This is a genomic window from Pseudoalteromonas sp. NCIMB 1079 (assembly GCF_040567695.1).
Lineage (GTDB): Bacteria > Pseudomonadota > Gammaproteobacteria > Enterobacterales > Alteromonadaceae > Pseudoalteromonas > Pseudoalteromonas distincta.
Genome location: NZ_JBEWZA010000001.1, coordinates 1,731,684 through 1,756,595, shown reverse-complemented (window position 1 = coordinate 1,756,595; position 24,912 = coordinate 1,731,684). Strand labels below are relative to the sequence as shown.

23 protein-coding genes and 1 pseudogene are annotated in these 24,912 nt (G+C 39.3%); 7 read left to right on the top strand and 17 right to left on the bottom strand.

Annotation, left to right across the window (positions count from 1 at the left end; genetic code table 11):
* Positions 1-39: 39 nt before the first annotated feature.
* Positions 40-2,316: an acyl-CoA dehydrogenase gene (locus tag ABX891_RS08180; protein WP_309168653.1), complete on the bottom strand. Its 2,277-nt coding sequence runs from the start codon at positions 2,314-2,316 to the stop codon at positions 40-42.
* Between the two features lie 167 nt (positions 2,317-2,483).
* On the opposite strand from ABX891_RS08180, the gene ABX891_RS08175 reads away from it, so the two are divergent.
* Complete coding sequence (locus ABX891_RS08175; RefSeq protein WP_354629266.1) at positions 2,484-4,331, top strand: M2 family metallopeptidase; 1,848 nt, start codon at positions 2,484-2,486, stop codon at positions 4,329-4,331.
* A gap of 67 nt (positions 4,332-4,398) precedes the next feature.
* Here ABX891_RS08175 and ABX891_RS08170 read toward each other — a convergent pair whose 3' ends face one another.
* From ABX891_RS08170 to ABX891_RS08135, 8 genes are all read right to left on the bottom strand, one after another.
* Entirely contained in the window at positions 4,399-5,202 is an 804-nt protein-coding gene (locus tag ABX891_RS08170; protein ID WP_354629265.1) for a putative porin, read from the bottom strand.
* Positions 5,203-5,864: 662 nt separating this feature from the next.
* Positions 5,865-6,659 carry a putative porin gene (locus tag ABX891_RS08165; RefSeq protein WP_354629264.1) on the bottom strand — a complete coding sequence of 265 codons (795 nt, stop codon included), beginning with the start codon at positions 6,657-6,659 and terminating at the stop codon, positions 5,865-5,867.
* Between the two features lie 199 nt (positions 6,660-6,858).
* Positions 6,859-7,233 (bottom strand): PH domain-containing protein, encoded by a 375-nt coding sequence (locus ABX891_RS08160; protein WP_354629263.1) that lies wholly within the window; start codon positions 7,231-7,233, stop codon positions 6,859-6,861.
* Positions 7,233-8,141 carry an ABC transporter ATP-binding protein gene (locus ABX891_RS08155; protein ID WP_354629262.1) on the bottom strand — a complete coding sequence of 303 codons (909 nt, stop codon included), beginning with the start codon at positions 8,139-8,141 and terminating at the stop codon, positions 7,233-7,235. Before ABX891_RS08155 ends, ABX891_RS08160 begins: the two co-directional genes overlap by 1 nt.
* The gene (locus ABX891_RS08150) at positions 8,138-8,965 is read right to left on the bottom strand and encodes an ABC transporter permease (protein ID WP_309168650.1); all 828 of its coding nucleotides are present in this window, start codon (positions 8,963-8,965) and stop codon (positions 8,138-8,140) included. The genes ABX891_RS08155 and ABX891_RS08150 overlap by 4 nt, the downstream gene beginning before the upstream one ends.
* 143 nt (positions 8,966-9,108) lie before the next feature.
* Complete coding sequence (locus tag ABX891_RS08145; protein WP_002962840.1) at positions 9,109-10,290, bottom strand: cystathionine beta-lyase; 1,182 nt, start codon at positions 10,288-10,290, stop codon at positions 9,109-9,111.
* Between the two features lie 9 nt (positions 10,291-10,299).
* Positions 10,300-11,220 carry an NAD(+) diphosphatase gene (gene nudC / locus ABX891_RS08140; RefSeq protein WP_354630127.1) on the bottom strand — a complete coding sequence of 307 codons (921 nt, stop codon included), beginning with the start codon at positions 11,218-11,220 and terminating at the stop codon, positions 10,300-10,302.
* Positions 11,221-11,394: 174 nt separating this feature from the next.
* Positions 11,395-11,898, bottom strand: coding sequence for a LabA-like NYN domain-containing protein (locus ABX891_RS08135; protein WP_002962844.1), 504 nt, complete (start codon positions 11,896-11,898; stop codon positions 11,395-11,397).
* Between the two features lie 150 nt (positions 11,899-12,048).
* Here ABX891_RS08135 and ABX891_RS08130 point away from each other — a divergent pair, with 150 nt between their 5' ends.
* Both ABX891_RS08130 and ABX891_RS08125 read left to right on the top strand, forming a co-directional pair.
* Positions 12,049-12,672, top strand: a complete 624-nt coding sequence (locus ABX891_RS08130; protein ID WP_002962846.1) for a hypothetical protein — start codon at positions 12,049-12,051, stop codon at positions 12,670-12,672.
* Positions 12,672-13,427 (top strand): DUF3307 domain-containing protein, encoded by a 756-nt coding sequence (locus ABX891_RS08125; protein WP_354629261.1) that lies wholly within the window; start codon positions 12,672-12,674, stop codon positions 13,425-13,427. Before ABX891_RS08130 ends, ABX891_RS08125 begins: the two co-directional genes overlap by 1 nt.
* 124 nt (positions 13,428-13,551) lie before the next feature.
* Here the strand turns inward: ABX891_RS08125 and ABX891_RS08120 are convergent, their stop codons facing one another.
* Both ABX891_RS08120 and ABX891_RS08115 read right to left on the bottom strand, forming a co-directional pair.
* Entirely contained in the window at positions 13,552-14,946 is a 1,395-nt protein-coding gene (locus ABX891_RS08120; RefSeq protein WP_354629260.1) for a DEAD/DEAH box helicase, read from the bottom strand.
* A gap of 200 nt (positions 14,947-15,146) precedes the next feature.
* On the bottom strand, positions 15,147-15,986 hold the full coding sequence (locus tag ABX891_RS08115) for an isopenicillin N synthase family dioxygenase (RefSeq protein WP_337120555.1): 840 nt from the start codon (positions 15,984-15,986) through the stop codon (positions 15,147-15,149).
* Positions 15,987-16,253: 267 nt separating this feature from the next.
* On the opposite strand from ABX891_RS08115, the gene ABX891_RS08110 reads away from it, so the two are divergent.
* On the top strand, positions 16,254-17,456 hold the full coding sequence (locus tag ABX891_RS08110) for a bifunctional alpha/beta hydrolase/OsmC family protein (RefSeq protein ID WP_354629259.1): 1,203 nt from the start codon (positions 16,254-16,256) through the stop codon (positions 17,454-17,456).
* Positions 17,457-17,514: 58 nt separating this feature from the next.
* Here the strand turns inward: ABX891_RS08110 and ABX891_RS08105 are convergent.
* Positions 17,515-18,284, bottom strand: a pseudogene (locus ABX891_RS08105) (alpha/beta hydrolase family protein).
* A gap of 129 nt (positions 18,285-18,413) precedes the next feature.
* On the opposite strand from ABX891_RS08105, the gene ABX891_RS08100 reads away from it, so the two are divergent.
* A complete protein-coding gene (locus tag ABX891_RS08100; protein WP_010555318.1) occupies positions 18,414-18,737 on the top strand; it encodes a hypothetical protein in 324 nt (107 codons plus the stop codon).
* 72 nt (positions 18,738-18,809) lie between these two features.
* On the opposite strand, the gene ABX891_RS08095 is transcribed toward ABX891_RS08100, so the two are convergent.
* From ABX891_RS08095 to aspS, 3 genes are all read right to left on the bottom strand, one after another.
* The gene (locus ABX891_RS08095; protein WP_076924391.1) at positions 18,810-19,406 is read right to left on the bottom strand and encodes a pentapeptide repeat-containing protein; all 597 of its coding nucleotides are present in this window, start codon (positions 19,404-19,406) and stop codon (positions 18,810-18,812) included.
* Positions 19,407-19,422: 16 nt separating this feature from the next.
* Positions 19,423-19,653 carry a hypothetical protein gene (locus ABX891_RS08090; protein ID WP_354629258.1) on the bottom strand — a complete coding sequence of 77 codons (231 nt, stop codon included), beginning with the start codon at positions 19,651-19,653 and terminating at the stop codon, positions 19,423-19,425.
* A 119-nt stretch (positions 19,654-19,772) separates the two neighbouring features.
* Positions 19,773-21,551 (bottom strand): aspartate--tRNA ligase, encoded by a 1,779-nt coding sequence (aspS, locus tag ABX891_RS08085; RefSeq protein ID WP_354629257.1) that lies wholly within the window; start codon positions 21,549-21,551, stop codon positions 19,773-19,775.
* A 247-nt stretch (positions 21,552-21,798) separates the two neighbouring features.
* On the opposite strand from aspS, the gene ABX891_RS08080 reads away from it, so the two are divergent.
* On the top strand, positions 21,799-22,647 hold the full coding sequence (locus ABX891_RS08080) for a DUF72 domain-containing protein (RefSeq protein WP_354629256.1): 849 nt from the start codon (positions 21,799-21,801) through the stop codon (positions 22,645-22,647).
* 24 nt (positions 22,648-22,671) lie between these two features.
* Positions 22,672-23,169, top strand: coding sequence for a M48 metallopeptidase family protein (locus tag ABX891_RS08075; RefSeq protein WP_354629255.1), 498 nt, complete (start codon positions 22,672-22,674; stop codon positions 23,167-23,169).
* Here ABX891_RS08075 and ABX891_RS08070 read toward each other — a convergent pair.
* Both ABX891_RS08070 and ABX891_RS08065 read right to left on the bottom strand, forming a co-directional pair.
* On the bottom strand, positions 23,160-23,984 hold the full coding sequence (locus tag ABX891_RS08070) for a hypothetical protein (RefSeq protein ID WP_165744146.1): 825 nt from the start codon (positions 23,982-23,984) through the stop codon (positions 23,160-23,162). The two genes, ABX891_RS08075 and ABX891_RS08070, sit on opposite strands and share 10 nt — an antisense overlap.
* Before the next feature lie 167 nt (positions 23,985-24,151).
* The gene (locus ABX891_RS08065) at positions 24,152-24,838 is read right to left on the bottom strand and encodes a DUF3334 family protein (protein ID WP_002959987.1); all 687 of its coding nucleotides are present in this window, start codon (positions 24,836-24,838) and stop codon (positions 24,152-24,154) included.
* Positions 24,839-24,912: the final 74 nt, after the last annotated feature.

The window sequence follows — 24,912 nt, the reverse complement described above, 5'->3', positions numbered from 1 at the left end:
CACGAAGGGTCAACACGCCCTAGTATTTAAAGTACTGCGCTACAGCTCACCAGGTTGAAAGTTATCAACTGCAATGGCTTTCTTACGTAGCTTATTAGCATGATGCATTGCATCAGCATCCGTTTGCTCTAACAACTTATTTTCAAGCGCAAAATTTATAGCACCTTCAATATCAAGCGTTGCAGGCACACTGCCCTTACGCTGCCATTGTTTTAAGTCTTTAAACTGCGCTTGCATATCATGCATAGCTAAAAATGCGCTTTCCATGACCCCAGTACCTGCATTTTCATCTACATAACATAAATGCGTTAAGCGGTTTCTAAATACACCAGGTTGAGTCATACGCTCGCAAATACTTTGTGCTATTTCATCACTTGGTCTGTGGTAATGGTTTCCAAGTGGGAACACGATACGTTTAAGGATAAAATTAACAACCGGGTTTGAAAAGTTTTTAAAGAAGCCATTAAACGCTTGGCCAATTTCAAATAATGAGTTCTCAATTGCATATTTTACAAATGGTAAATCAGCTTGTTGGCGCCCTTCATCTTCATAACGTTTTAAAACAGTTGATGCTAAGTACAAATGACTCAATACATCACCCAAACGCGCTGATATCATTTCTTTACGTTTAAGCTCACCGCCAAGCATTAACATTGCAACGTCTGTACAAATAGCTAAGCCTCGGCTCATTCTACTCAGTTGTTTATAATAAATAGCCGTTTCACCACCTACAGGCGCTTTCGCAAAGTAGCTACGTGTTAAGCCATGCACAAATGCCATGCCTGCATTACTTGCTGCAAATAGTATATGGTTCATTAATAAACCATCAAATTTTTCAAGTGCTGCGTCGTCATCTTCCATTGCAGCGGCTTCCATTTCTTTTAAAACAAATGGGTGGCAGCGTGTTGCACCTTGCCCAAATATCATTAAATTACGCGTTAGAATATTCGCGCCTTCTACTGTAATTGATACTGGAATCCCCATATATCCATGCGCCAAATAGTTATTAGGCCCTACTTGAATTCCTTTACCTGAATGAATATCCATTGCATCATTCACTACCGTACGACCCATTTCAGTCATATGGTATTTAGCAATCGCTGTTACAACCGATGGACTTAATTTTAAATCAATCGCACCTGCGGTCATTAATCTACACGACTCAAGTGTGTAAGTTAAACCACCAATACGCGCAAGTGCCTCTTGCACGCCTTCAAATTGCCCTATAGATACACCAAACTGCTGGCGTACCATGGCATATGCCGATGTCATTTTTGAAGCTAAATGCCCAGTTGCTGCACTTAATGCTGGTAGTGATATTCCACGCCCTGCACTTAAACACTCAACAAGCATTCTCCAGCCACGCCCTGCACACTCTTGACCACCAATGATCCAGTCCAGTGGTATAAATACATCTTTACCGTAAGTGGTACCATTCATAAAGGCCATATTAAGCGGATAATGACGCTCACCCGTTTCAACACCCGGATGATCGGTTGGTATAAGCGCACACGTTATACCTAGCTCTTTTTTATCACCTAATAAAGCGTCTGGATCATACATTTTAAATGCTAAGCCGAGTACAGTAGCCACGGGTGCAAGCGTAATGTAACGTTTTGACCAATTTAAACGCAGGCCCATTACTTGCTCGCCATTGTGCTCACCCATACACACAACGCCTGAATCAGGAATGCTGCCAGCATCAGAGCCCGCCTCTGGACCCGTCAGTGCAAAACAAGGAACATCTGTACCATCAGCTAAACTTGGCAGCCAACGATCTTGCTGCTCTTTAGTACCATAATGAAGAAGTAACTCGCCCGGACCTAAGCTATTAGGCACCATAACAGTGACTGCGGCTGTTAAGCTTTTAGTCGAAATTTTTGACACTATCGTTGAATTAGCAATTGCCGAGAACTCACGACCGCCAAATTTTTCAGGAATGATCAGCGCAAAAAAACCTTCTGTTTTTAGGTAATCCCACACTTCTTTTGGTAAGTCTTTGTCTTTTTGTACAATTTGATAATCATCAAGCATCGCCAATAAGGTTTCTACTTGGTTAGCCATAAATGCGTTTTCTTTATCGCTAAGCTCTGGTTTTGGAAAGTGGTGCAGTTTTTGCCAGTCTGGGTTACCACTAAATAACTCACCATCCCACCAAACATCACCTGCTTCCATCGCCTCTCGCTCTGTTTGCGATAATGGCGGAAGCACCTTTTTGAACATTTTAAACGTAGGACGACTAATCAAGTTTAGGCGAATATCTTTAACCGCAAAAATAACCACCACCACGACCAGCAATATTATAAATATTAACATGCGCACATTCCTTACACATTGAATGAAAATAGTAACTTAATTATGACCCATCTTAATTTAAATACAATCATTGCACGACGAGTCGTGAGCCTTAACGCATTCATTTTATTGTTTTAAACATCACTGCTATTATCAACGTTTTAATAACAATAAATTAAAGGAATAGCATGATCCCCTTTCGATTTAAACTAAGTATGAGCGCCTTAATGGTAGCAAGTACTCTTGCTTTAACGGCCTGCGATGCACAAGTATCTATCGACACTACCGATTCACCACACACTAAAAAAGCTGTAACAGCTAAAGATGCAAATACATTTATAACAAACACAGAAAAAGAACTGAGTGCACTTTATTTAGAATCGAGCCGTGCAGAGTGGATTTACGCAAACTTTATTACTCACGATACATCTGCTCTATCGGCTGAAGTTAACCGTAAAATGACCGAAACAGTCGTGCGTTTAGCAAATGAAGCTGCAAAATACGACGAACTAGAGCTTGATTACGATGCTCGCCGTAAGCTTGATAAACTAAAACTAGCACTTACACTTCCTGCCCCACAAGACGCTGATAAAACAGCGAAGCTTTCACAAATTGTCGCAGAGCTTGGCGGGCTATATGGTAAAGGTAAATACTGTAAAGAAGATGGTAGCTGTTTGAGCCTTGGCGACATGACCTCAAAAATGGCCACCAGCCGAGATTACAACGAACTACTTGATTTATGGCAAGGCTGGCGTGAAATATCAAAACCCATGCGCCCACTTTACGAGCAACAAGTAGCACTTACCAACGAAGGTGCAAAGGAGCTTGGTTATGCCGATACGGGCGCTATGTGGCGCAGTAAATACGATATGCCTGCTGATGACTTCACCACTGAGCTTGACCGTATTTGGGGCCAAGTTAAACCACTGTATAACTCGCTACACTGCCATGTTCGCGCAAAGTTAGGTGAAAAGTACGGCACCGACAAAGTACCTCAAGATCAGCCAATACCAGCGCACTTACTTGGTAATATGTGGGCGCAAGCATGGGGTAATATTTACGATGTAGTTGCACCAGATAACGCCGATCCGGGTTACGACGTAACCGAGTTATTAGCTCAAAATAATTACGACGAACTTAAAATGGTCAAAGGGGCAGAAAACTTTTTTACATCAATGGGTTTTGACGCACTACCAGAGACATTTTACGAGCGTTCATTGTTTGTAAAACCAAAAGACAGAGATGTGCAGTGTCATGCATCAGCATGGAATATCGATAGTAAAGACGATTTACGCATTAAAATGTGTATTCAGCGCACAGGCGAAGAGTTTTCAGTCATTCACCATGAATTAGGTCATAACTTTTATCAACGCGCTTATAATAAACAACCTTTATTTTATCAAGAAAGTGCAAACGATGGTTTTCATGAAGCCATTGGAGACACCATTGCCTTATCGGTTACACCGGGTTACTTAAAAGAAATCGGCTTACTTGAACAAGTACCTGACGAATCTAAAGATATCGGTTTGTTGATGAAAATGGCACTTGATAAAGTAGCCTTTGTACCGTTTAGCTTAATGGTTGATCAGTGGCGTTGGCAGGTATTTTCAGGTGAAGTAACCCCAGATAACTACAATAAAGCTTGGTGGGAATTACGTGAAAAATACCAAGGAGTGCAAGCTCCTATCGCACGTAGCGAAAACGACTTTGATCCGGGTGCTAAGTACCACGTTCCGGGTAACACGCCTTATACACGTTACTTTTTAGCGCATATTTTACAATTTGAGTTTCATCGTAGCTTATGTGAAATTGCCGGTAACGATAAAGCCATTCATCGCTGCTCTATTTATAATTCAAAAGAAGCAGGGGATAAGCTAAACGCTATGCTTGAAATGGGTTCGTCTCGCCCTTGGCAAGAGGCGCTTGAAACTGTGACAGGTAAGCCGCAAATGGATGCAACAGCAATGCTCGATTACTTTGCACCATTACAAACATATTTAGATAAACAAAATGAAGGCCGCAACTGCGGCTGGTAAATAGCGCTGAATAAAAAGCCCGCTCAAATGAGCGGGCTTTTTGTTCATATTCTAATTTTTAGTTAAATTAGAACTGTAAGCTTACATTTGCAAAGTAAGCATCATAATCAGAATCATCCCAGTTATTGCCGTAACCTGCTTCTAAACCAACATTGTTGTTGAAGAAGTGTTGAGCACCAAGAGTGTAATCATCATTTTTATTAACTGTAACAAAAACCGATGTTGCTTTGCTGAAATAGTAGTTAGATGCTAATTCCCAGTTACTTGAACCACCATCAACATCTTCAAATTTACCTTCAACAGTCAAGTAGTTACCTTGCTGTAAATCAGCAAAGTACTTAGCTGCTACTGCACGGTAATCAAACTCATCATCTGCTGTTACTGTGAAACCGATATAATCAGTGCTATTTAATTCGTGGTTATATGCTAGGTCAAACACAAACTGATTTTCAGCATCTTCTACATCAACAAACGTTGCTTTTAATAAAAAGTTTGGATTTAAGAAGTAACCTGCAGAAAGTTCAATTACATCCGTGCTTGAGCCAAAATCACTATCGAAATTATTGTACTGTGCACCTAATACAAAATCTTCTACAAAATACTCACCGCCAACGCTAGTAACATCTCCAAAATCATTATCACTGTATGCACCATAAACATTTGTTTGCTTATTGATGTATTCAAATTGATCGTAAGGACCTAAAGTCGCTTTTGGAGAAAAATAATAAGTTGAGTCAACAGTTATTGTGTCATCACCATCTACATCCACGTATCCTACATGGCTGATTGATTGGTAAGTATCTGCAGCTATTGCAGTGGTTGCAGCGCTTGATAATAAAATGCTCGAAATGATAACGGCTAATTTTTTCATTTTAAATTCCCTATAAATATTACTTTTTATGCCTCAGCTGTCTAGCCAAAGTCGGGGCGCATCCTAACGCCAAAAAATGAACAAAAACCGAACAAGAGGACAAATTTAAACCACTGAAAATATAAATAATTACAAGCAAATGTAAACAATAGGTATCATCAAAATCTACGTAACAATAGTCTGTCATCATTTAAACTCAAAAAGTAACAAATAAGGTACAAGTTGTCGCTAAATTAAACACAACTTAATTATTCGATAAACCTCATCAATATAACCTCCCCTCACTAAATTTTTCTAATTTCTCAAAATAATGACTATAATTAATTCATTATTTCTGAATTTATAATAAAAAATAGGTTTGTATAAGTGCATATTTTTATCTGTTTTTTCCAATAACTATTATTTACCAGCAAAAAAACTCCAATACTCATTATTTTATAACTATTATCATCGACTCTACTTAATGGCTTTAATAAAAATCTAGCCTTTTATGGCAACTCTATTTATAACTTAAAGGGGTTATTTAGATGAGCATAATAAAAGCCGTAATTATGGTTAGTAAAAGTTTATAGTTAAAAGATCAAACGTTTATAAACAACAAAGCCCGCTAAATTTAGCGGGCCTTTGATATTACTTTTGTATTAACTAAGTACGGGACTTAATTAAAACTGGAAACGCATGTTAGCAAAGTACGCATCGTTGTCAGAATCATCAGCGTTGTTTTCGTAACCCACCTTTACACCAATATTTTTATTGATAAAGTGTTGAGCACCAAAGCTGTAAGTGTCTTGCTTGTTGTAGTTAGCAAATACAGATGTTGCTTTTGAGAAGTAGTAGTTAGTTTCTGCTACCCATTGGTTTTCTGCGTCATCAATGCTTTCGTATTTACCTTCAAAAGTTAGGTAGTTACCTTGCTGTAAATCAATAAAGTATTTAGCAGCAACTGCACGGTAATCAAAATCGTCGTCTGATGTAAGTGTAACACCTACGTAATCTGTGCTGTTTAGCATGTAGTTGTAAGCTAAATCAAATAATGCGTAGTCGTCGCCGTCTTTGTTTTCAACTAGTGTTACTTTTGCAAGTAAATCAGGGTTGAAAAAGTAACCACCCGTCAGTTTATAAAGCTCACTGTTAGAACCTGAATCTGGGTCTAGGTTTTCGTAAGATGCGCCAACAACAAACTCATTAATAAAGTATTCGCCGCCAACTTTTGTAACATCACCAGAGTCGTCATCAGCGTAGCCGCCATATACGTTAGTTTGTTTATTGATGTACTCAAATTGATCGTACGGACCTAAAGTTTTTTTAGGAGATAAGTAGTAAATAGAATCTACAGCAACGGTGTCGTTGTTATCGCTATTTTTGTAGCTTAGGTTACTAATTGAATTATAGCTGTCTGCAGCAGCCGCAGTGCTAGATAATAAAATGCTCGAAATAATAACTGCTAATTTTTTCATTGTAAGACTTCCCTATGTACATTGCTTTTTATGCTCTAGCTGTATTGCTAAAGTCGAGGCACATGCTAACGTTAGGAAACTGAATGAAAACTTAACTAACCAATTGTATTTATTAAGTTAATTGTAAGGAAGTGTTGTAAACTGTAAAATTAAAGTAGTTGCAACATCTAGTCAACAACTACTTAAAACATGTACCGTATTAAAGCGCGTGTTGGCTAATAATTAGGTAAACATCGTTAATATTATCGCCAGACTTAAACTCTTTACTAATTGGTGTTGGATCTGAGCCAACCCATATTTTTAGCTCGGCATCTAAGTCAAAATGGCCTGCACTTTCTTTACTAAACTTGGTAATTTTAGAGTAAGCAATACTCACCATTTCCATTTTAGAACCGGTCATACCTTGCTTGTCAATTAAGATTAAGCGCTTATTAGTAAAAATAAACATATCACGTACTACTTTATATGCTTTTTCTACTTGCTCGCCGTCAATTAATGTATTGGCAAGGATTTTTTCTAAATCAGAATCGTCAACTTCGCTTGCATTACCCATAAGTCCGCTAAGTAAACCCATTATACTTTCTCCTGTTTAAATATTTGATTCTCTAATGTATGACCATTAACTAACTGTCGGTACTGCCAGTGTTGTTGATGACAAAAATTCAGTAGTGCAATATCAAGTGGATCGCTCGTTGGCTGATACTCAACTACATACTCTTTATGTTGGCTCATATACACACGACTCACACCTGCAATTGCTTGAAGCTGTTGCTCAACATTTTGATAAGCCTCGCTTAGCATTAATGTATAAAAGTGTTTATCGGTATTATTAGTTTTTGTTTGATGCTCGCTTAGTACGCCTTTATCTAAATGAAGTACCTGTGAGCATAGTCGCTCAAGCTCAGTTAAATCGTGAGAGCTTAAAATAAATGTAGCCTGTTCACTTAATTCTGATACCAGCTCACGTACTTCTCTGGCATGAATCGGATCAAGCCCTGCGGTTGCTTCATCAAGCATTACAATTTGTGGTGCGCCAATAAGTGCTTGCGCTATCGTAACGCGCTTGCGCATACCGTGCGATAAATCCCCCGCACGCTGCTTTGCAATTTCTTTTAAGCCAACTAAATCAAGTACACGTAGCGCCTCAGTTTGGCTTTGCTTAGCACCCATACCTTGCAGCTTTGCATAAAAGGCGAGTTGCTTATCTATATTAAAACGAGGGTCAAGTTGCGCGTCTTGCGGTAATGCACTTACTTTATTAAATAAAGCAGCACTAGCAGGTTTATGCCCTAATATTTCAAGGCTGCCTTTACTTGGCGCAATATAGCCGCACAACAAACTAAATAAGGTAGTTTTACCCGCACCATTTGGCCCAACAAGTGCCACTGGCGCGCCTTTGTTAATTTCAAAGTCCACATTATTAAGCGCAAGTTTTGCACCATACGATTTACTCAAACCGCTAGCTGTAATTAATGGTCTCATAGTGAGCTCCTTGCAAAAATACGTTGAGCAACGCTTAGTAATACCGCAGTTTGCACAAGGGGAATAGCCACAGCGCTCAATAATGGTAAATTTTGCCCCGCTAATAGCTCTATTTGCACACCCGGAAATAAATAATCAAGCAGGCCTAATGCGGGTATTTGCCATTGCAATAAACCAACTACAATACCGCCTGCTGCAAAATATAAAATTGCCAATACAATAGATAAACGTGATGAGCGAGCAAAGGTATTAATTAACGTCATTAGTGCTACAAATGGGCACAGAGTAATCACTAATATTAAAAATATAGAAAGCGCACGGGCAAAACCACCAGCCAGTAAACTTGGCTCTCTAAAACCCAATACCGCGAGTGTAGCTACAAGCGTTATACCCACCAAACATGCTAATACTCCTAGCTGCCCTAAAAAACGGCCAAACAGTATTTCAAAGCGAGTGGAGCGCAGTGATAAAAACCTTAGTGTGCCGCGCTCTCTATCGCCTACCGTTTGGTCGCTACAAATAAATAAACCAAAAACGGGAAAGCTATATAAGGCTATTAACCAGTACATAGCAAATTCGGCCTCAGGCCAATCAAGCAGCTTACTTAAACCAATGGAGCCTGATATATCACGGGCTATTTGCTCAAAATCGGGTGCACTTACAATGCCTACTGCCTGCCCTATTGGGTAGCGCAGTATTATTAGCCACACCAATGCAAAGGCTGCTAATGCAATAAGTCCACGTTTTGTTAAAAACATACGTACAAGCTCAAATCCCGCTATTTGCGTTAATCGCCCTACGTTTATCGGTAATGGTGTTGCCATTGACTATCCTTAATGACTTTTTATTTTCTGTGTATTTATCCACACTAAGTGTAAACACCTTGAATTACCAGCAAAAAAAAGCCCACCTATGGTGAGCTTTGTAACAATACATTTAAATGTAACAGCATAAATTGCGATATAAATTATAAATGCTGCTTATAAACCTCAAGTGCTTGGCTTAAATCGCTAATTAAATCTTCAACATCTTCAAGACCAATATGCAAGCGAATAACCGGGCCTAAATCCCAACCTGTATTTGAACGCAGCCCTTTCATAGTTAAATTAGCGGTTACTAAACTTTCAAAACCGCCCCACGAAAAGCCCATTTTAATATGCTCAAGGCTATCTAAAAAGGCATCAATCGCTTTTTGATTCCCGGTTTTCATCACAAATGAAAACAACCCATTACTGCCATCAAAATCACGTTTAAAGAACTCATGCCCTGGGCAGGTTTCAAATGCAGGGTGGCGAATATGATCAACAAGCTCATGTTGCTCGAGCCATTTAGCTACTTCTATTGCTGCTTTTTCATGTTGATTTAAACGCACACCCATTGTACGCAGGCCTCTAAGTGCTAAATACGCATCATCGGCACTGGTACATTGCCCTAGTAAGTATGAGTTTTCGCGCAAGGTTGGCCAATACTTTTTATTAGCAACAGCCACCCCCATCATCACGTCTGAATGGCCAACAATATACTTTGTTGCAGCTTGAATACTAATATCAACACCGTGCTCTAACGGGCGATAATGCAGACCGTTACCGTAGGTATTATCAAGCATGGTCATTACGTTGTGCTCATTGGCTACTTTTACCATAGCGGGCACATCTTGCACTTCCATCGTAATAGAGCCTGGAGATTCTAAAAACAACACTTTAGTATTTGGCTGAATGTAATCTTTAATACCTGCGCCAATGGTTGGCGGGTAATAGGTTGTTGTAATACCCAGCCCCACTAAAATTTTATCGCAAAAATCGCGAGTTGGTTCGTATACGTTATCAACCATTAAAATATGATCACCGGTTTTTAAAAACGATAAAAATACTTGGCTGATCGCCGCAGCGCCACAAGGGTACAATGCACACCCTTCGCCGCCTTCAAGTTCTGTAATCGCTTCTTGTAGCGCAAAGTGTGTTGTTGTTCCTCGGCGCCCATAAAATAACGTTTTATCGCCACGGGTTTTAGCTGCTTCTTTTAAATCGGCTACAGTATCAAATACAATGGTAGATGCACGCTGTACAACGGGATTTACTACGCCATGTGTATAGGCTTTTTTTCGCCCTGATGATACCAGCTGAGTGTTTTTATTACTTTTACTCGACATTGTTAATCCTTAAGGGTTTGTGCGCCAATGCTCAATTAAATAACGAGAGATAGAATCGGTTCTAGGCAGCTTTAAATGCTCGCCGTCTTCGTGCCAATTACCAAATTGCTCTAAGTCTTCACGGCTAAACCATTTTGCATCGTCTAGCTCTTCTTTATCTACGTTAATTTGTTCAGATGTCGCCTGTGCAAAAAAACCAAGCATAATGGACGATGGGAACGGCCAAGGCTGAGATGCAACATAACGTACGTTATCAACCTCTATACCTGCCTCTTCTTTAACTTCACGCGCAACAGCTTGTTCTAGTGTCTCCCCTGGGTCTACAAATCCAGCAAGCGACGAATACATACCAGTGGGCCACGCAGCTTGGCGACCTAATAAACAGCGTTCTACTCCGTCAGCAAAGACTTTAGTAACAACCATAATTACCGCAGGATCGGTACGAGGGAATGTAGGATGCTTACAGTTTTCGTTTTCACACACTCTAGAGTGCCCGGCTTCCACTGAACGGTTTTTACTACCACAGCGCCCACAAAAGCGATGCGTGGCGTGCCAATAACATAACCCTCTCGCAAGGGCGGCTATTGAGGCATATTTAATGGTTACTTGAGGCCCATATTGGCGAATATCAAAAAACTGAGCGCCCTCTATTAAAGGCGAAAGTACGCTTTCATCCAGATCAGAAACATCCAATGCAAACACACCATGTTTAGCATTGTTTAAACCAACAAAAATAGCACTCGTTAAATCTAAATGCGCCACTTGCTGATACGTTAAATAGCTTACTTTAGGGGTATCTTTAATAAATAGGGTTTGATTATTTTTAACTAAAACCCATTTACTTTGCGCCGACATTTGCGCTTTAAGCCACGATGGGTCTTTACGAAAATTTGAGCCTCTATCTAGTGGCATGTTGCTGTAATGAAGCATGTAAGTCCTTGGTAACTCGTTATGCTTTAAAATTACCATAATCATTTAGCAAACCCAATTGATTACAGTAATAAAAAAAGCCTATATAAGGCTTAATTCATCTATTACGGCTTTGTATTAAAATCTCTCATGTTGCAGGCACTTAGCTTGCACTTTTTTAACTATTTTTTACTGTTAAAGTAGCAAAGTATTATCAATTAAATGAAATTGCTCTGCGCTTTGTTTTAATACCTCAGCAGTTAACCTGTCAGCACCGTATACATCGCACGGTACATTATATTGATTTTTTAAATGCCCAAGTAACAAAGCAAAGTCACCATCGCCAGAGAGCAAAATAACTTTATCAAGATTTTTACCCTGCTCTAACATGTCTATTGTTATGCCTACATCCCAATCGCCTTTAGCACTTCCATCACGGCGTTGAATAAATGGCTTTAGCTTTACCTCAAAACCAATCGCACGCAAAATATTTTGAAACTGATTTTGCTTTTCATCTCCTCGATAAATTGCATACGCAAAAGCACACTCAATATTGTATTGCGCCTCCATCATTCGCCAAAACGCATTGTAGTCAAAATTTTTCCCGTAACTCTCACGGCACGTGTAATAAATATTTTGCACATCAACAAAAATACCGACCCGTGGTTTCGTGCTTTGCTGCTCGTTTTGTAAAGTCATTTAGTGTCCTAGTGAGGATTAATAGCAATAAAAGTAACGTTATAAAATAAGTGTACCTTGCAATTTATATTTAAGTAACCTAAATTAGTTACATACCCTTATGTAACCAATATTGGTTACATATTAAAAAGTAACCATTTTGAGATTTTTATGATTGGTGTGATCAGCGGCGATATTATTAAATCGCAAACAATCCCTAAGCAGCAATACGATGCCATGCTTTATCAACTAGAGCAAAGTTTGCGAAACATTTCGGGGGAGCAAACACTTTGGAATATATACCGAGGCGATGCCTTTCAGTTACAAGTTAATAATCCTCAGCTCCTTTTTAAAAATGCCTTACTTGTATATTTACACCTTAAATCGTCAGGTTATGAACTACGACAAAGCTTGGCACTTGGGCAAATAGATAACCCACGCAGCGATATAAAAACAGCAACCGGTTCTGCTTTTACTCTTTCGGGGCAAGGCCTTGATAAAATAGGCAATCAACGCTTTGTTTTTAATATTAACGAGCAGCAGCTCGATGAAAGCTTAAATCTTAATTTAGCCTTTGCCGACGTATTGCTCACTAAAATCACACAAAAACAAGCAAATGCCCTGTATGTCTATTTAACATCACCAGACAACAGCCACGCGGCACTGGCTAAAGAGCTTAAAACAAGTCGCGAAAACGTAACCAAACTACTCAATTTAGCGCACTACCAACTTATAGAACGCTTTATTAAGCACACGCAACACGTTATAAAAAATATAATTAAAGGAGGTGAATAATGGCGTTTTCACTTTTACTGGTCGCGCTTATTATTGGCCACTTACTCGCTGATTTTTACTGGCAACCTATGAGTTGGGTAAACGACAGAAATACCCGTCACTTTAAAGCCAGTAAGCTTTATTTTCATGTACTAGTGCATGGTATAACAAGTGCACTCATCATTACCCTGTGGGAATACACCTTTGGGTGGCAACAACTAAGCAGTGTTTTAATTACCACGGCGAGCATTATGTTGAGCCATTACTTTATTGATATAGCTAAATCGTATTCTAATAAAGGCGTGGTGCCTTTTTTACTAGATCAAATAGCGCACATACTCGTTATTATTGCGCTCAGTATTTGGCTAACTGATAACAATAGCTTTATGGCTGCAATTAATAATATGCTCACTGATCCCAAAATACTGTGGGTGGTATGCGGTTATTTAATTATTTTAAGCCCCTGCGCCGTATTTATAAGAATGATGTTAGAGCGTTTAACAAGTAACTTTTCAAGTACTGGTAGCTTAGTGCTTGCAGGGCAAAGCATAGGTATGTTGGAACGCGTACTTATGCTGAGCTTTATATTGCTTGACCAATTTGCAGGGCTTGGTTTTTTACTTGCGGCAAAGTCGGTATTTAGGTTTGGTGATTTAAGTGCAAGCAAAGATAAAAAACTTACCGAGTACGTTATGCTCGGCACATTACTTAGCGTAAGTGTGACTTTATTTGTCGGCTTGGGTATTAACTATTTAATCAGGCAGGCAATACAGTAAGTACAAATTACAGGCAATAAAAAACGCGCTGCTTCTATTTAATTAAAGAAGGGAGCGCGTTTTTTGTATCTGCCTTTAACTAAATTCTAAATTAATTAAACGCTAGTGCAATCACTAATAATGATTAATCGTTATTGGTGCGACGACGGCGTTGGCTATTACCGCCAACAGATTCACGCTTTGCCCATGGGTTTTGCGCGCTGTCATCTGTTTTAGCTGCTGGCTTTTTAGAACCACCACGGCGTGGGCCGGTACCATTACCACCATTGTTCGGCTTTTTGCTGTTAGGCTTGCTGCTATCAGATTTAGGCTTATTAAAAGGCTGCTTTTTCTTAGGCTTTTTAGCCGGTAACGGACGAGCATCTAATGCGCGCTCTGCTACTGGATTTATAGGCTCAAAACCATCTTCTTCAGCACGTGGGATAAGCTCACCAATAAAGCGTTCAATACCGTATAAATCAACAGCATCATCAACCGTTACAAACGAAATCGCATGACCCGATGCACCAGCACGGCCTGTACGGCCAATACGGTGAACGTAATCTTCATATACATTTGGCAAATCGTAGTTAACAACATGCGGTAATTCAACAATGTCTAAGCCACGTGCAACAATGTCTGTTGCTACTAGTACGCGTACTTCACCACTTTTAAAACCATCAAGTGCTTTAACGCGAGCACCTTGTGACTTATTACCATGGATAGCCGCGCCTGTAATATCATCACGTTCTAGTTGTTTAACTAAGCGGTTAGCACCGTGCTTTGTGCGGCTAAACACTAATACTTGTTGCCAATCGTTAGTACGAATTAAGTGGCTTAGCAATGCTGTTTTACGTGTTTTATCTACCGCGTAAACGCACTGAGTAACACTTTTAGCTGTAGTATTTTTTGCTGCAACTGAAATTTCAACTGGGTCATTAATTAACCCTTTTGCTAATGCACGAATTTCATCTGAAAATGTAGCCGAAAACATCAAGTTTTGACGTTTAGCAGGCATTTTAGCAATTAAGCGTTTAATGTCGTGAATAAAGCCCATGTCTAACATGCGGTCAGCTTCATCGAGTACAAGCACTTCAACGCTATCAAATTTAACTGCATTTTGATTATGTAAGTCGATTAAACGACCCGGCGTTGCTACTAAAATATCAACACCTTTACGAAGACGCTGCATTTGTGGGTTAATTTTAACGCCACCGTAAACTACAAACGAACTCACATCCGAATGCTTAGCGTACTCTTCAACGTTTTCGCTTACTTGCAAAGCAAGTTCACGTGTAGGCGTTAAAATAAGTGCACGTACGTGGTTACTTTTAGCTTTAGGGCCCGACGACAAGCGCTCAATAAGTGGTAATGTAAAACCCGCTGTTTTACCTGTACCTGTTTGCGCTGCTGCCATAACATCACGGCGTTCAATAATTGCAGGAATTGCTTGAGCCTGAATCGGCGTTGGCGTTTCATAGCCCTTTTCTAAAACCGCATTAACCAAAGACTGTGATAAACCTAAACCTTCAAAACTCATATAAACTCTCTTTTAAATAAGGCTACATTAGCCAGTTGCGCGCATTATACCTGTAGTAGCTAAGAATGCATGCCATTATTTACGTTGCGAGCAATTGAGCATAGTTTATTAAAATTAAACCTGTGCTCAAGTTGCTTAAAAATGCAAAAAACGGCCATAAGCCGTTTTATATTTATACTTAATTACTCTAAGTATAAGAGTTACTTAACACCTAACTCACGCAGGCGTTCTTGCAAGTAGCTATCTGCCGTGTAGCGCTCTGAAAGCACAACATCTGGATGCGGGTGTAAAAATAACGGTAGTGAAATACGCGATTTAGTAGATGCTTTACCCGTTGGGTTAATTACACGGTGAATTGTCGATGGGAAATACCCGCCCGACGCTTCTTGTAACATGTCGCCGATATTAATAATTAAGCTGCCAAAATCACATGGCACGTCTAACCAACCGCCATCTGTTTTTTGAACTTGTAAACCAGGCTCATTAGAAGCTGGTAATACAGTCAATAAGTTAATATCGCCATGGGCTGCTGCGCGAATAGCACCTGGCTCTTCATCACCCGTCATTGGTGGGTAATGTAGGATACGTAACAATGTTTGCTCAGAATCGGCAATCATGTCTTTTAAATCAATTGAAAACTTAGCACGTACATCAGCCGGAGATTCAGCCTGAACCCAGCTTAACAATGTGCCAGCAAATTCACTTGCTAAACGGTAGTATTCACGTACATCAGCTTCAAGCTGGGCAGGAACGCGACCTTTAGGGTACACATGAAAGTACTCTTTAATGTCTTTTATTGTAAAGCCTTTCGCTACTTCAGATACTGAAGGCGGAAAATAACCGTCTTGAGTTTCTTTAGAGAATAAAAAGTCGTGCTTTTGCTCTGAGTTAAAAAAGTCTTGCCAATTTTTGTAAATAGACTCAACTAAAGACTGTGGGATTGGGTGGTTTTTTAAAACGCCAAATCCAGTATTTCTTAACGATTCAACAAATTGTGCAGCCGCATCGGGAGCTTTATAATCAACAGTAGGTAATTGCATTGTACGTTCCAGTGAATAGGTTGTGTGAAGTGAGTTGCTTTTAATAGTGCTAAATTACTTATATAAAGTAGCAAAGCCTTCATTATAGCGCTATGCGAGGATAGACAAATGACCTCAAAAACATAAGGACATATGTCCGCAAAGCATAGTCGCCGCCACTTTGCTTGATCAAGATCAACTTATAAAAAAACGTTGAATTTGCAAGGTTTAGTAACTATCTCTGGTCTATTATTAGAATATATTTTATTTGTGTAAATAAGGCCCCCCATGCGACAAAAAGTATCTTTTAAAAGCGGCGATTTAGAACTTGCCGGCCAACTTGAACTTCCCTCTGGTGACGTTAAGTTTTACGCGCTATTTGCACACTGCTTTACATGCGGTAAAGACATTGCAGCAGCTACACGGATTAGCCGTGCACTCACACAACAAGGGATTGCCGTACTGCGTTTTGACTTTACTGGTTTAGGTAATAGTGATGGCGATTTTGCTAACAGTAACTTTTCATCAAACATTCAAGATTTAGTATCTGCGGCAAATCATTTACGTGAGCATTTTGCGGCGCCGCAACTACTCATTGGCCACAGTTTAGGCGGGGCAGCCGTTCTTGCTGCTGCTGAGCATATTCCTGAAGTATCGGCTATTACAACCATTGGTGCACCGTCAGATGCGCAGCACGTAGCGCATAACTTTGAAGCACACCTTGATGAAATTAACACAGCAGGTGAAGCAAAAGTTAATTTAGCTGGTCGTGAATTTACCATTAAAAAACAATTTATTGACGATATAGCCAAGTACGATAAAAGCCACATTAGTAAGCTTAAGCGCGCATTATTAGTAATGCACTCCCCTATTGATGCGACGGTAAATATTAGTGAAGCTGAAAAAATTTATGCATCAGCTAAACACCCTAAAAGCTTTATTAGCCTAGATAACGCCGATCACTTACTTACTAATAAAAACGATGCCGACTACGCTGCACAAATAATTGCAACGTGGGCAAACCGTTATGTTAAGTACGACAAAACTAAATACACGGCAAGTTTAACGGGTGGCAATGTACTCGTTGAAGAAAAAGACCATGTATTTACTCAGCACGTGAGCACTAAAGATCATACTTGGCTTGCAGATGAGCCAATAAAAGTAGGCGGTAAAAACTTAGGCCCCGATCCGTATCATCACTTATTAGCGGGGCTTGGTGCCTGTACGGCCATGACACTGCGTATGTACGCTACACGTAAAAACTTACCACTGGAGCATGTTAAAGTAGAACTTGATCACACTCGCGATTACAACAAAGATTGCGACGATTGTGAGCAAACCGGTAACCTTGAAGCCATTACCCGTAAAATCACCTTACGTGGCGACTTAACAGAGCCACAACGCCAGCGTTTACTCGAAATAGCCGACAAATGCCCAGTGCATAAAACACTACACAATAACCCAGTTATTGTAAGTGAACTGGTAGAATAACTGCCGTGAAATTAATATAGCGCAGGTAACACTGCGCTGTGATTTAACTTTTATAAACCTAATTTTTACTATCTAAAAATCCCTCTACTTCTTTACTCATTCTATCCACCAGCCATTTTGGCCCGCCATCGTACATATCGTTATGACGCGATTTTTCTATTAGTGTTTGTGTAACAGGAAGCTTATCCAGCTCTGAATCGTTTAACAGCACATTCGCATCAGCGGGGTAATCACTACCGCGTAGAGTAAGTACGCGAATGTTTTTATTGCGCGGGATCAACATGCGGCGATGATCGAGCGTAATAATAGTGCTAACTTCGTTTGGATAAATAGAGCCATATAATGCGGAAATATCCCCGCCGTTTGAGTGCCCAAATAAGGTGAGTTTTGTAAATTCGTATGCTGGGTATTTACTCGATAGCTCATTAACTAAAAACTTAAGCGTTACTACGCCACGATGCCAGTTTTCCATGCGAGTGGTTAAGTAAGGCTGCTCACGGTTTAAGTAAGGGTCACTTTTTAGCTCATGTGCAACGGCTATTGTTAAATATCCACGCTGATTAAACGCATTACTGGCAAACGTATACCCGTTATGGCTAATCCCGTAACCTGCGTTAATAAACGCTACAGGGCATTTTACTTCTTCAGTGCACTTAGAGCATTGTTACTTGGTAGTGTGATATTGATAGGAATAGTGCGATTACGGCTTTCATCAGTTATAACGCCATCGTTTGCATAGCTTGTCGCGCCTATTACTGATGTGCTTATAACTGATGTACTTAGAGCTAGTGCGCCTAACATAAAAAGCTTTTTAAGTGTTTTTTGCATGTTCAAACTTATATAAATTATTGTTTTTAATTAAAAATAACTTTTACTTTATAGGTTTGCATTCTCTATTGTCAAACTATGCGATAATGGCCGCCATTGTTTAAATATATTTAGTAAAAGATCCAATAAATGAAATCATACAATAGCATTCAAGAACGTATAGAAATTTTAGAAGACAAACTAACGGCAATACATGACGAAATCGAAACACTAAAAGCACCTGCTAAAAACAACAATGAACGTATTATTTTTAAGTTTATTGAAACAGGCAGCACAGGTAAAACGAAGGATTTTGTTCGTGAGTTAGGTATTAAATCACCGCGTGACGGTTTGTTTTCGTCAGGTGATGTTACAAAACTAATTAAAGATGGCGCTGAAGATATTTCACCAGCGTTATTAGAAATCGCAAGACAGCTTGCCAGTGCACGTAATAAAAATGGCCCAAGCCGTTAATTACGCAGTCACGCAGTATCTAGAAGCCCAGCTAAGCTGTCGCTTCTAGGTATGTAACCATATTAAACTAAATTAATCACAAAGCTCTATATCAAGGCTGGTAAGCAGATTAAGTGCTTCGAAGCGATCAAACTTAGCATTCGCTAACATATTATTATTCAAATCTATATTAAACGCTGTAGCACCTACAAAGTCACATTTTGTTAAGTTAGTTTGAAAAAACTCACTATCGCGAAAATCTGTTCCTGTAAATTCACTACCGCTTAAATCAGCGTGTCTAAAATCAACATTTTTGGCAAAGCAGTGTGTTAGTTTGAGGGCTTTGAGAGTTAATTCAAAAAAAGAACTATTACTGAGCTCGCAATAATTAAAACTCACCGGTGCGTTGATACTAAGCGCTGGCCAATCTACATCAGCCCATTGCAAACTATTTAATTTACAGTGGCTAAAACTTACATTTTCAAGCGAACTGTAGTTCCATTTAAGTGACGATAAATTACAGTTTTTAAAACTACATTCTATAAATCGGCAATTTTTAAACTGCCCATCTGAAAAGTCGCAATCGATAAATATACACTCTTCAAACTCAGAGTTTTCAGTTAATTGCTCTGCGTACTGTAAAGCATTAAATTGTTCATCAAAATACTGGTTATTATTACTTAACAACACAATTCACCTATTAAATTTAACCCGTGTAGCCATTACTTTTAGGTAAATCTTTTTTAAGCGCAAGCACTGCAATAAAAATCAAAGCAAGTAGTGGAAATAGCGCTAAACAGCCACCCACAAAAGCTAAAACCCCAGGCATAGTACTTTTACGCTTACCTATTTTGTAGCTAATTACAGCAAAAATAGGAATACTCAGCACAATAAAAAAAACTAAGAACTCACCAAATAGGGTTGCATTGATCGACATAATAATTCCTTTTTCGTCTGTTCGGTTAAAATACACTCTGCTGCAAATTTAACCACAAAAAAAACCTTAAGCATATAACTTAAGGGTTTTTAAATTTAGCTCAATAAGCTAAACAAAAATTACTCTTCGCTAGGTATCGCTTTTTCAACAACACTAATTGCAAGCTCAGCTAACGAATCAAGGCTAGGTTTGCTTGGTGCGTTGGTTAATAAACACGACGCTTGTGTTGTTTTAGGGAAAGCAATAACGTCACGAATGTTATCGGTACCACATAAAAGCATTGCTAAACGGTCAAGACCAAATGCTAAACCTGCATGTGGTGGTGTACCGTATTTAAGTGCATCAAGTAAAAAACCAAACTTGTCTTGTTGCTCTTGCTCGTTAATACCTAAAATTCTAAATGCAGTTTCTTGCATATCTGCATTATGAATACGTACCGAACCGCCACCCACTTCGTAGCCGTTCAATACCATGTCGTAGGCATCTGAAATAGCCGCAGCTGGATTTGCTTCAAGCTCACTTGCAGTAATATCTTTTGGTGCAGTGAATGGATGATGCACAGCATGTAATGTGCCCTCGTCATCTTCTTCAAACATTGGGAAGTCTACAACCCAAAGTGGTGCCCAACTATTAAGGTTAGTGATTTCTAAGTCAACACCAATCTTAACGCGCAGTGCGCCCATTGCTTCATTTACTGTGTTGCGCTTATCGGCACCGAATAAAATGATATCGCCAGACTGAGCATTAGTACGCTCAAGTAATTTAGTAATTACGTCTTCGCTTAAAAACTTAGCCACTGGTGATTGAACACCTTCAGCGCCTGCAGTGTGGTCATTTACTTTCATCCACGCCATACCTTTAGCGCCGTAAATACCAATAAACTTAGTGTAATCGTCAAGTTGTTTACGAGAAAGCTTAGCGCCACCCGGTACAGTTAATACAGCAACACGACCTTTTTCGTCGTTAGCTGGACCTGAGAAAACATTAAACTCTACGTCTTTAACTAAATCTGCAACATCAACTAATTTCATTGGGTTACGTAAATCTGGCTTATCAGAACCGTAAAGACTCATTGCCTCGCTGTAAGGCATGATTGGAAAATCGCCTAAATCAATGTTTAGCAATGTTTGCCACATCTCGCGGATCATTTTTTCAGTCATACCACGTACTTGATCAGAGCTCATGAACGAGGTCTCTATATCTATTTGGGTAAATTCTGGTTGGCGATCGGCACGTAAATCTTCATCACGGAAACATTTAACAATTTGGTAGTAACGGTCAAAACCCGACATCATCAACAATTGCTTAAATAACTGTGGAGACTGTGGTAAAGCGTAAAAACTACCTTTATGAACGCGGCTTGGCACTAAGTAATCGCGTGCGCCTTCTGGCGTTGCTTTAGTAAGTACAGGTGTTTCGATGTCTAAAAAGCCGTTTTCATCTAAAAAGCGACGAACAAAGCTGCTTGCTTTAGCACGTAATTTAATACGGTCACTCATTTCTAGACGACGTAGGTCTAAGTAACGGTATTTTAAACGACGCTCTTCTGAGTTTACTTGGTTAAAATCAAGTGGAAGCGGTTCAGAGCGGTTAATAATTGTAAGCTCAGTACCTAAAACTTCAATTTCACCTGTTGCCATATCTTTATTTACTTGGCTATCAGGGCGTGCACGTACAGTACCCTTTAGCTGAACACAAAATTCTTGGCGAAGTGTGTTAGCTGAACTCATTAACTCTTCAATGTCAGAGTCGAATACAACTTGTACTAAACCTTCTCTATCGCGTAAATCGACAAAGATAAGTCCACCAAGGTCACGTCGTTTGTTGATCCAGCCACATAGTTCAACTTCTTGATCTACGTGAGTTTTATTTAGCTGTCCGCAATATATAGAGCGCATAGTTTTCCTGTCAGATAAAAGGCTTAAACGGTTATATTTATTTGTTTTAAGGCGTGTGATTTAAAAAACAGGTCACCACAATACAAATAAAGCCGCTAGCAATCTAAAAATAATCAAATTAAGCCCTGCATTATACTCAACTAACATTAAGATGCTAGGGCGTGTGCCGCTTTTGCCCCTGAATTTACAGCAGCTCGTTTTGTTATTTGCTACACTATCGCCACTTTATAATAAGGCGCTAGTTTGTATGTTATATATTGGATGCCCTCAGTGGTCGAGCAACGCATGGAAAGGCAATTTATTTTCAAGCCAATGTAAAAACGCCGATATGCTTAACCAATACGCCCAGCATTTTAACTCAGTTGAAGGCAATACCAGCTTTTACGCTGACCCATCGCCAAGCACCGTATTGCGCTGGGCAAACAGCGTACCCGACGATTTTAAATTTACGTTTAAGTTTAATCGTCGCTTTAGCCACGAGCTGCATCTTACTAATGTTCAAACCGAGCTTACTGATTGGCTTAACTTGTTCTCCCCTATTTTAGAAAAAACCGGGCAAATCATGCTGCAATTACCTAAAGCATTTGGCCTTGGTGACTTACCCAAACTCGCCCAATTTATTAGCCTGTTACCAAAAGAGGTTAATTACGGTGTAGAGGTACGTCATACTGCGTTTTTTCAAAAGGGTGAAGCCGAAATAGCGCTTAATCAGTTATTAATGGCAAACAACATAAATCGTATATCGATGGATACTCGCGCCTTATTTGCGGTAAAACCAACAACCGAAGCACTAATAGATGCACAGCAAAAAAAGCCCCACTTACCGGTACATGCAATAGCTACTGGCTCAGAGCCTATGGCGCGCTTTGTAATAGCCGATTTACAAAACGACTATAAACCCTTTTATAAACCGTGGCTAAGTAAAGTAAAACAATGGCTTGATGAAGGAAAAACTCCTTATGTGTTTTTTCATACGGCAGATAACCGAGAAGCGCCATTATTAGCAAGGCAGTTTTGCAAAGACCTTGGTTATGATCACAAAGCATTAAACCCATTTACTGGCGAAAAAGAAGCCCACCAGCAAGCACTTTTTTAAAAGTAAAACGACAGAGAAACAATAATGAGTGAATACGCACGTTACTTTACCGGCTACCCAGCTAACATTGTTGAGCAAGTATTAAGCCTTATAGATAACAACAAGGTATGTGACTACTTACTTAAAAAGTATCCGCAAGCACATACCATTACTAGCGATAAACTACTTTATAACTACGCAACCGAGCTTAAAAAACAATATTTAAAAAATGCGCCACCATTTGGTCGTGCGGCGTTTAAAAAACAAGGCGACATGGTGACCAATGCACTCGGTACACATACGTATCGAATGCAAGGTAAAACCCGTAAGCACGATTTAGCGATAAACAGCGACTTGCTCCGCGCTCCCGAGCCGTTATTAAAAGCGTTAGTGGTACATGAGCTCGCCCACTTTAAAGAAAAAGACCACAACAAAGGTTTTTATCAACTTTGCTGCCACATGGAGCCGAGTTATCACCAGCTAGAGTTAGATTTAAGAATTTTTTGTGTGGTAGTCGCAATGGGAGAAAATCCTTATTTATGAGTACTCTTAGATGCTTTAGCTGGACGTTGGCTAGGAAAGTGATTGAAATATTCTTTTGTATGTTTCAAAGTATTTTGATATTGAAATGAATTTTCATAATTGATTTGGTTAATAATAGTTATATCCAATCCAACGAACATAGGGTGATTATAATCAACCGAAGATTTTAAAACAGACAACCGCGGATCATCAATATACATATGAATAACAAGTCCATCATGATAGAAGCGATATATATTCTCACCTCCATTAATATCCATCTTGTGCTTAAATGGTGCTAAATTGACTGTATGACCTTTTGTAGATAACTGAACCAAGCTAATTGGAAAAATAGCTCTATTATCTTCCTTCTCACCAACTATAATCTGTCTAAGAAGTTCAATGTTTTTTGCATTTAAATTAACTTCACTAAATGCCGAAATTTTTGTTACTGCAGCTCTCCACAAAAGGCTAAGAAAGTATTTTCTAATTAATTTGGGTCTTTGAAATTTTACTAGTCTGAGGCTATTTAGCTGTTTGGCAGAGTTTGCTTTAAATAAATGACTAGACCAAACCAAACCTAAACCTCGAAGCTCCTCAATAGCTAAGGTATCTAAATACGCTAAAATATCTTCACCTTTTTGGGTCACTATATTTGGGTCATACCAGCTATCACTTGCTTTGCCATAAAAGGGTCCGCGATTAGTCACTTTCTTTTCAATAAATTTATTCCCTGAAATGTTTGGCCTAGTTAGGGATTTCGGTATTATGTGCGACTTTACAAACCTCCCAACTTCTTTTGTAAGCTTGCAATCACCGTTTTCCGTATCAGTCATTTAAAATATCCTTACTAATACTAAAGAGAATTTATATTTTGGTTAATAAAAAACGCGATATCAAATCGCCTTTTTATGGGTCGTATCAACCTACTAAAAGCTGATAGCGAAGAGTTGATAGAGCAGTCGTTGGGTTTCGTTTCTCTCAACAACCTACGTAAATAGACTTAAAGCCCTAGGCCTGCCATAAAATCATCATCGCCATCATCTTGTTCTACTGCTTTAGATGATTTTTCTTTGTCCGCTTTTTTTCGTGCTTCGTTTTCAATTATGTCGTCTGGGTCGAGTGCTTCTGCAATATCAAAGTCGTGTAATTTAATGAACTCTGTTTTATCCATCGCTAATTCCAAGTAAAAGATATTTTGTTTACTTGTGGTGAATGTTACGCGGCGGGCTTGCGGGCGATCCATCGTGGTATCTACCGATATTTGCACTTGCTTGTTTATTGCCATCATTTTTGGCTGGTTTTGTGTAATTGAAGTATGTAATTGCTCACGCACTTTAGACGTAAAGTCGCCAACAATTTGATTCATCAACTCGCCTAGTACGTTTGATACATCGTCTGATAAATGGCTATGCGCTATTTCATCTTCTGGCATTCCCATGTTACGCATGTAATCGCCATAAATTTCCATCGCCGCTTGCGAAGTAAAGTTGGTAATTACGAGCCCTGTAAAACCGCCGTCAAATAAAACAAAGCAACCAATATCTGGTCGCATACATGTACGTGTTATTTTTTGCACCATGGCTGAGTAGCTAATACCATTACCGCTGGCTGATGTGAGCACACCTGTCACTGAATGACAAAGGGTTGCTAATATATCGTCTGTGCTGATGACCTTACTTTTGCTCATTTAATCTTCTCTTTTGTACTTATTATTCATAATTCTAGTCAAGCTACTGAATTTATCACTGACTATCCAGTATA

Coding starts and splice junctions, on each gene's coding strand:
- ABX891_RS08180 (WP_309168653.1), bottom strand. CDS start 2,316: ATGTTAATATTTATAATATTGCTGGTCGTGGTGGTGGTTATTTTTGCG.
- ABX891_RS08175 (WP_354629266.1), top strand. CDS start 2,484: ATGATCCCCTTTCGATTTAAACTAAGTATGAGCGCCTTAATGGTAGCA.
- ABX891_RS08170 (WP_354629265.1), bottom strand. CDS start 5,202: ATGAAAAAATTAGCCGTTATCATTTCGAGCATTTTATTATCAAGCGCT.
- ABX891_RS08165 (WP_354629264.1), bottom strand. CDS start 6,659: ATGAAAAAATTAGCAGTTATTATTTCGAGCATTTTATTATCTAGCACT.
- ABX891_RS08160 (WP_354629263.1), bottom strand. CDS start 7,233: ATGGGTTTACTTAGCGGACTTATGGGTAATGCAAGCGAAGTTGACGAT.
- ABX891_RS08155 (WP_354629262.1), bottom strand. CDS start 8,141: ATGAGACCATTAATTACAGCTAGCGGTTTGAGTAAATCGTATGGTGCA.
- ABX891_RS08150 (WP_309168650.1), bottom strand. CDS start 8,965: ATGGCAACACCATTACCGATAAACGTAGGGCGATTAACGCAAATAGCG.
- ABX891_RS08145 (WP_002962840.1), bottom strand. CDS start 10,290: ATGTCGAGTAAAAGTAATAAAAACACTCAGCTGGTATCATCAGGGCGA.
- nudC (WP_354630127.1), bottom strand. CDS start 11,220: ATGCTTCATTACAGCAACATGCCACTAGATAGAGGCTCAAATTTTCGT.
- ABX891_RS08135 (WP_002962844.1), bottom strand. CDS start 11,898: ATGACTTTACAAAACGAGCAGCAAAGCACGAAACCACGGGTCGGTATT.
- ABX891_RS08130 (WP_002962846.1), top strand. CDS start 12,049: ATGATTGGTGTGATCAGCGGCGATATTATTAAATCGCAAACAATCCCT.
- ABX891_RS08125 (WP_354629261.1), top strand. CDS start 12,672: ATGGCGTTTTCACTTTTACTGGTCGCGCTTATTATTGGCCACTTACTC.
- ABX891_RS08120 (WP_354629260.1), bottom strand. CDS start 14,946: ATGAGTTTTGAAGGTTTAGGTTTATCACAGTCTTTGGTTAATGCGGTT.
- ABX891_RS08115 (WP_337120555.1), bottom strand. CDS start 15,986: ATGCAATTACCTACTGTTGATTATAAAGCTCCCGATGCGGCTGCACAA.
- ABX891_RS08110 (WP_354629259.1), top strand. CDS start 16,254: ATGCGACAAAAAGTATCTTTTAAAAGCGGCGATTTAGAACTTGCCGGC.
- ABX891_RS08100 (WP_010555318.1), top strand. CDS start 18,414: ATGAAATCATACAATAGCATTCAAGAACGTATAGAAATTTTAGAAGAC.
- ABX891_RS08090 (WP_354629258.1), bottom strand. CDS start 19,653: ATGTCGATCAATGCAACCCTATTTGGTGAGTTCTTAGTTTTTTTTATT.
- aspS (WP_354629257.1), bottom strand. CDS start 21,551: ATGCGCTCTATATATTGCGGACAGCTAAATAAAACTCACGTAGATCAA.
- ABX891_RS08080 (WP_354629256.1), top strand. CDS start 21,799: ATGTTATATATTGGATGCCCTCAGTGGTCGAGCAACGCATGGAAAGGC.
- ABX891_RS08075 (WP_354629255.1), top strand. CDS start 22,672: ATGAGTGAATACGCACGTTACTTTACCGGCTACCCAGCTAACATTGTT.
- ABX891_RS08070 (WP_165744146.1), bottom strand. CDS start 23,984: ATGACTGATACGGAAAACGGTGATTGCAAGCTTACAAAAGAAGTTGGG.
- ABX891_RS08065 (WP_002959987.1), bottom strand. CDS start 24,838: ATGAGCAAAAGTAAGGTCATCAGCACAGACGATATATTAGCAACCCTT.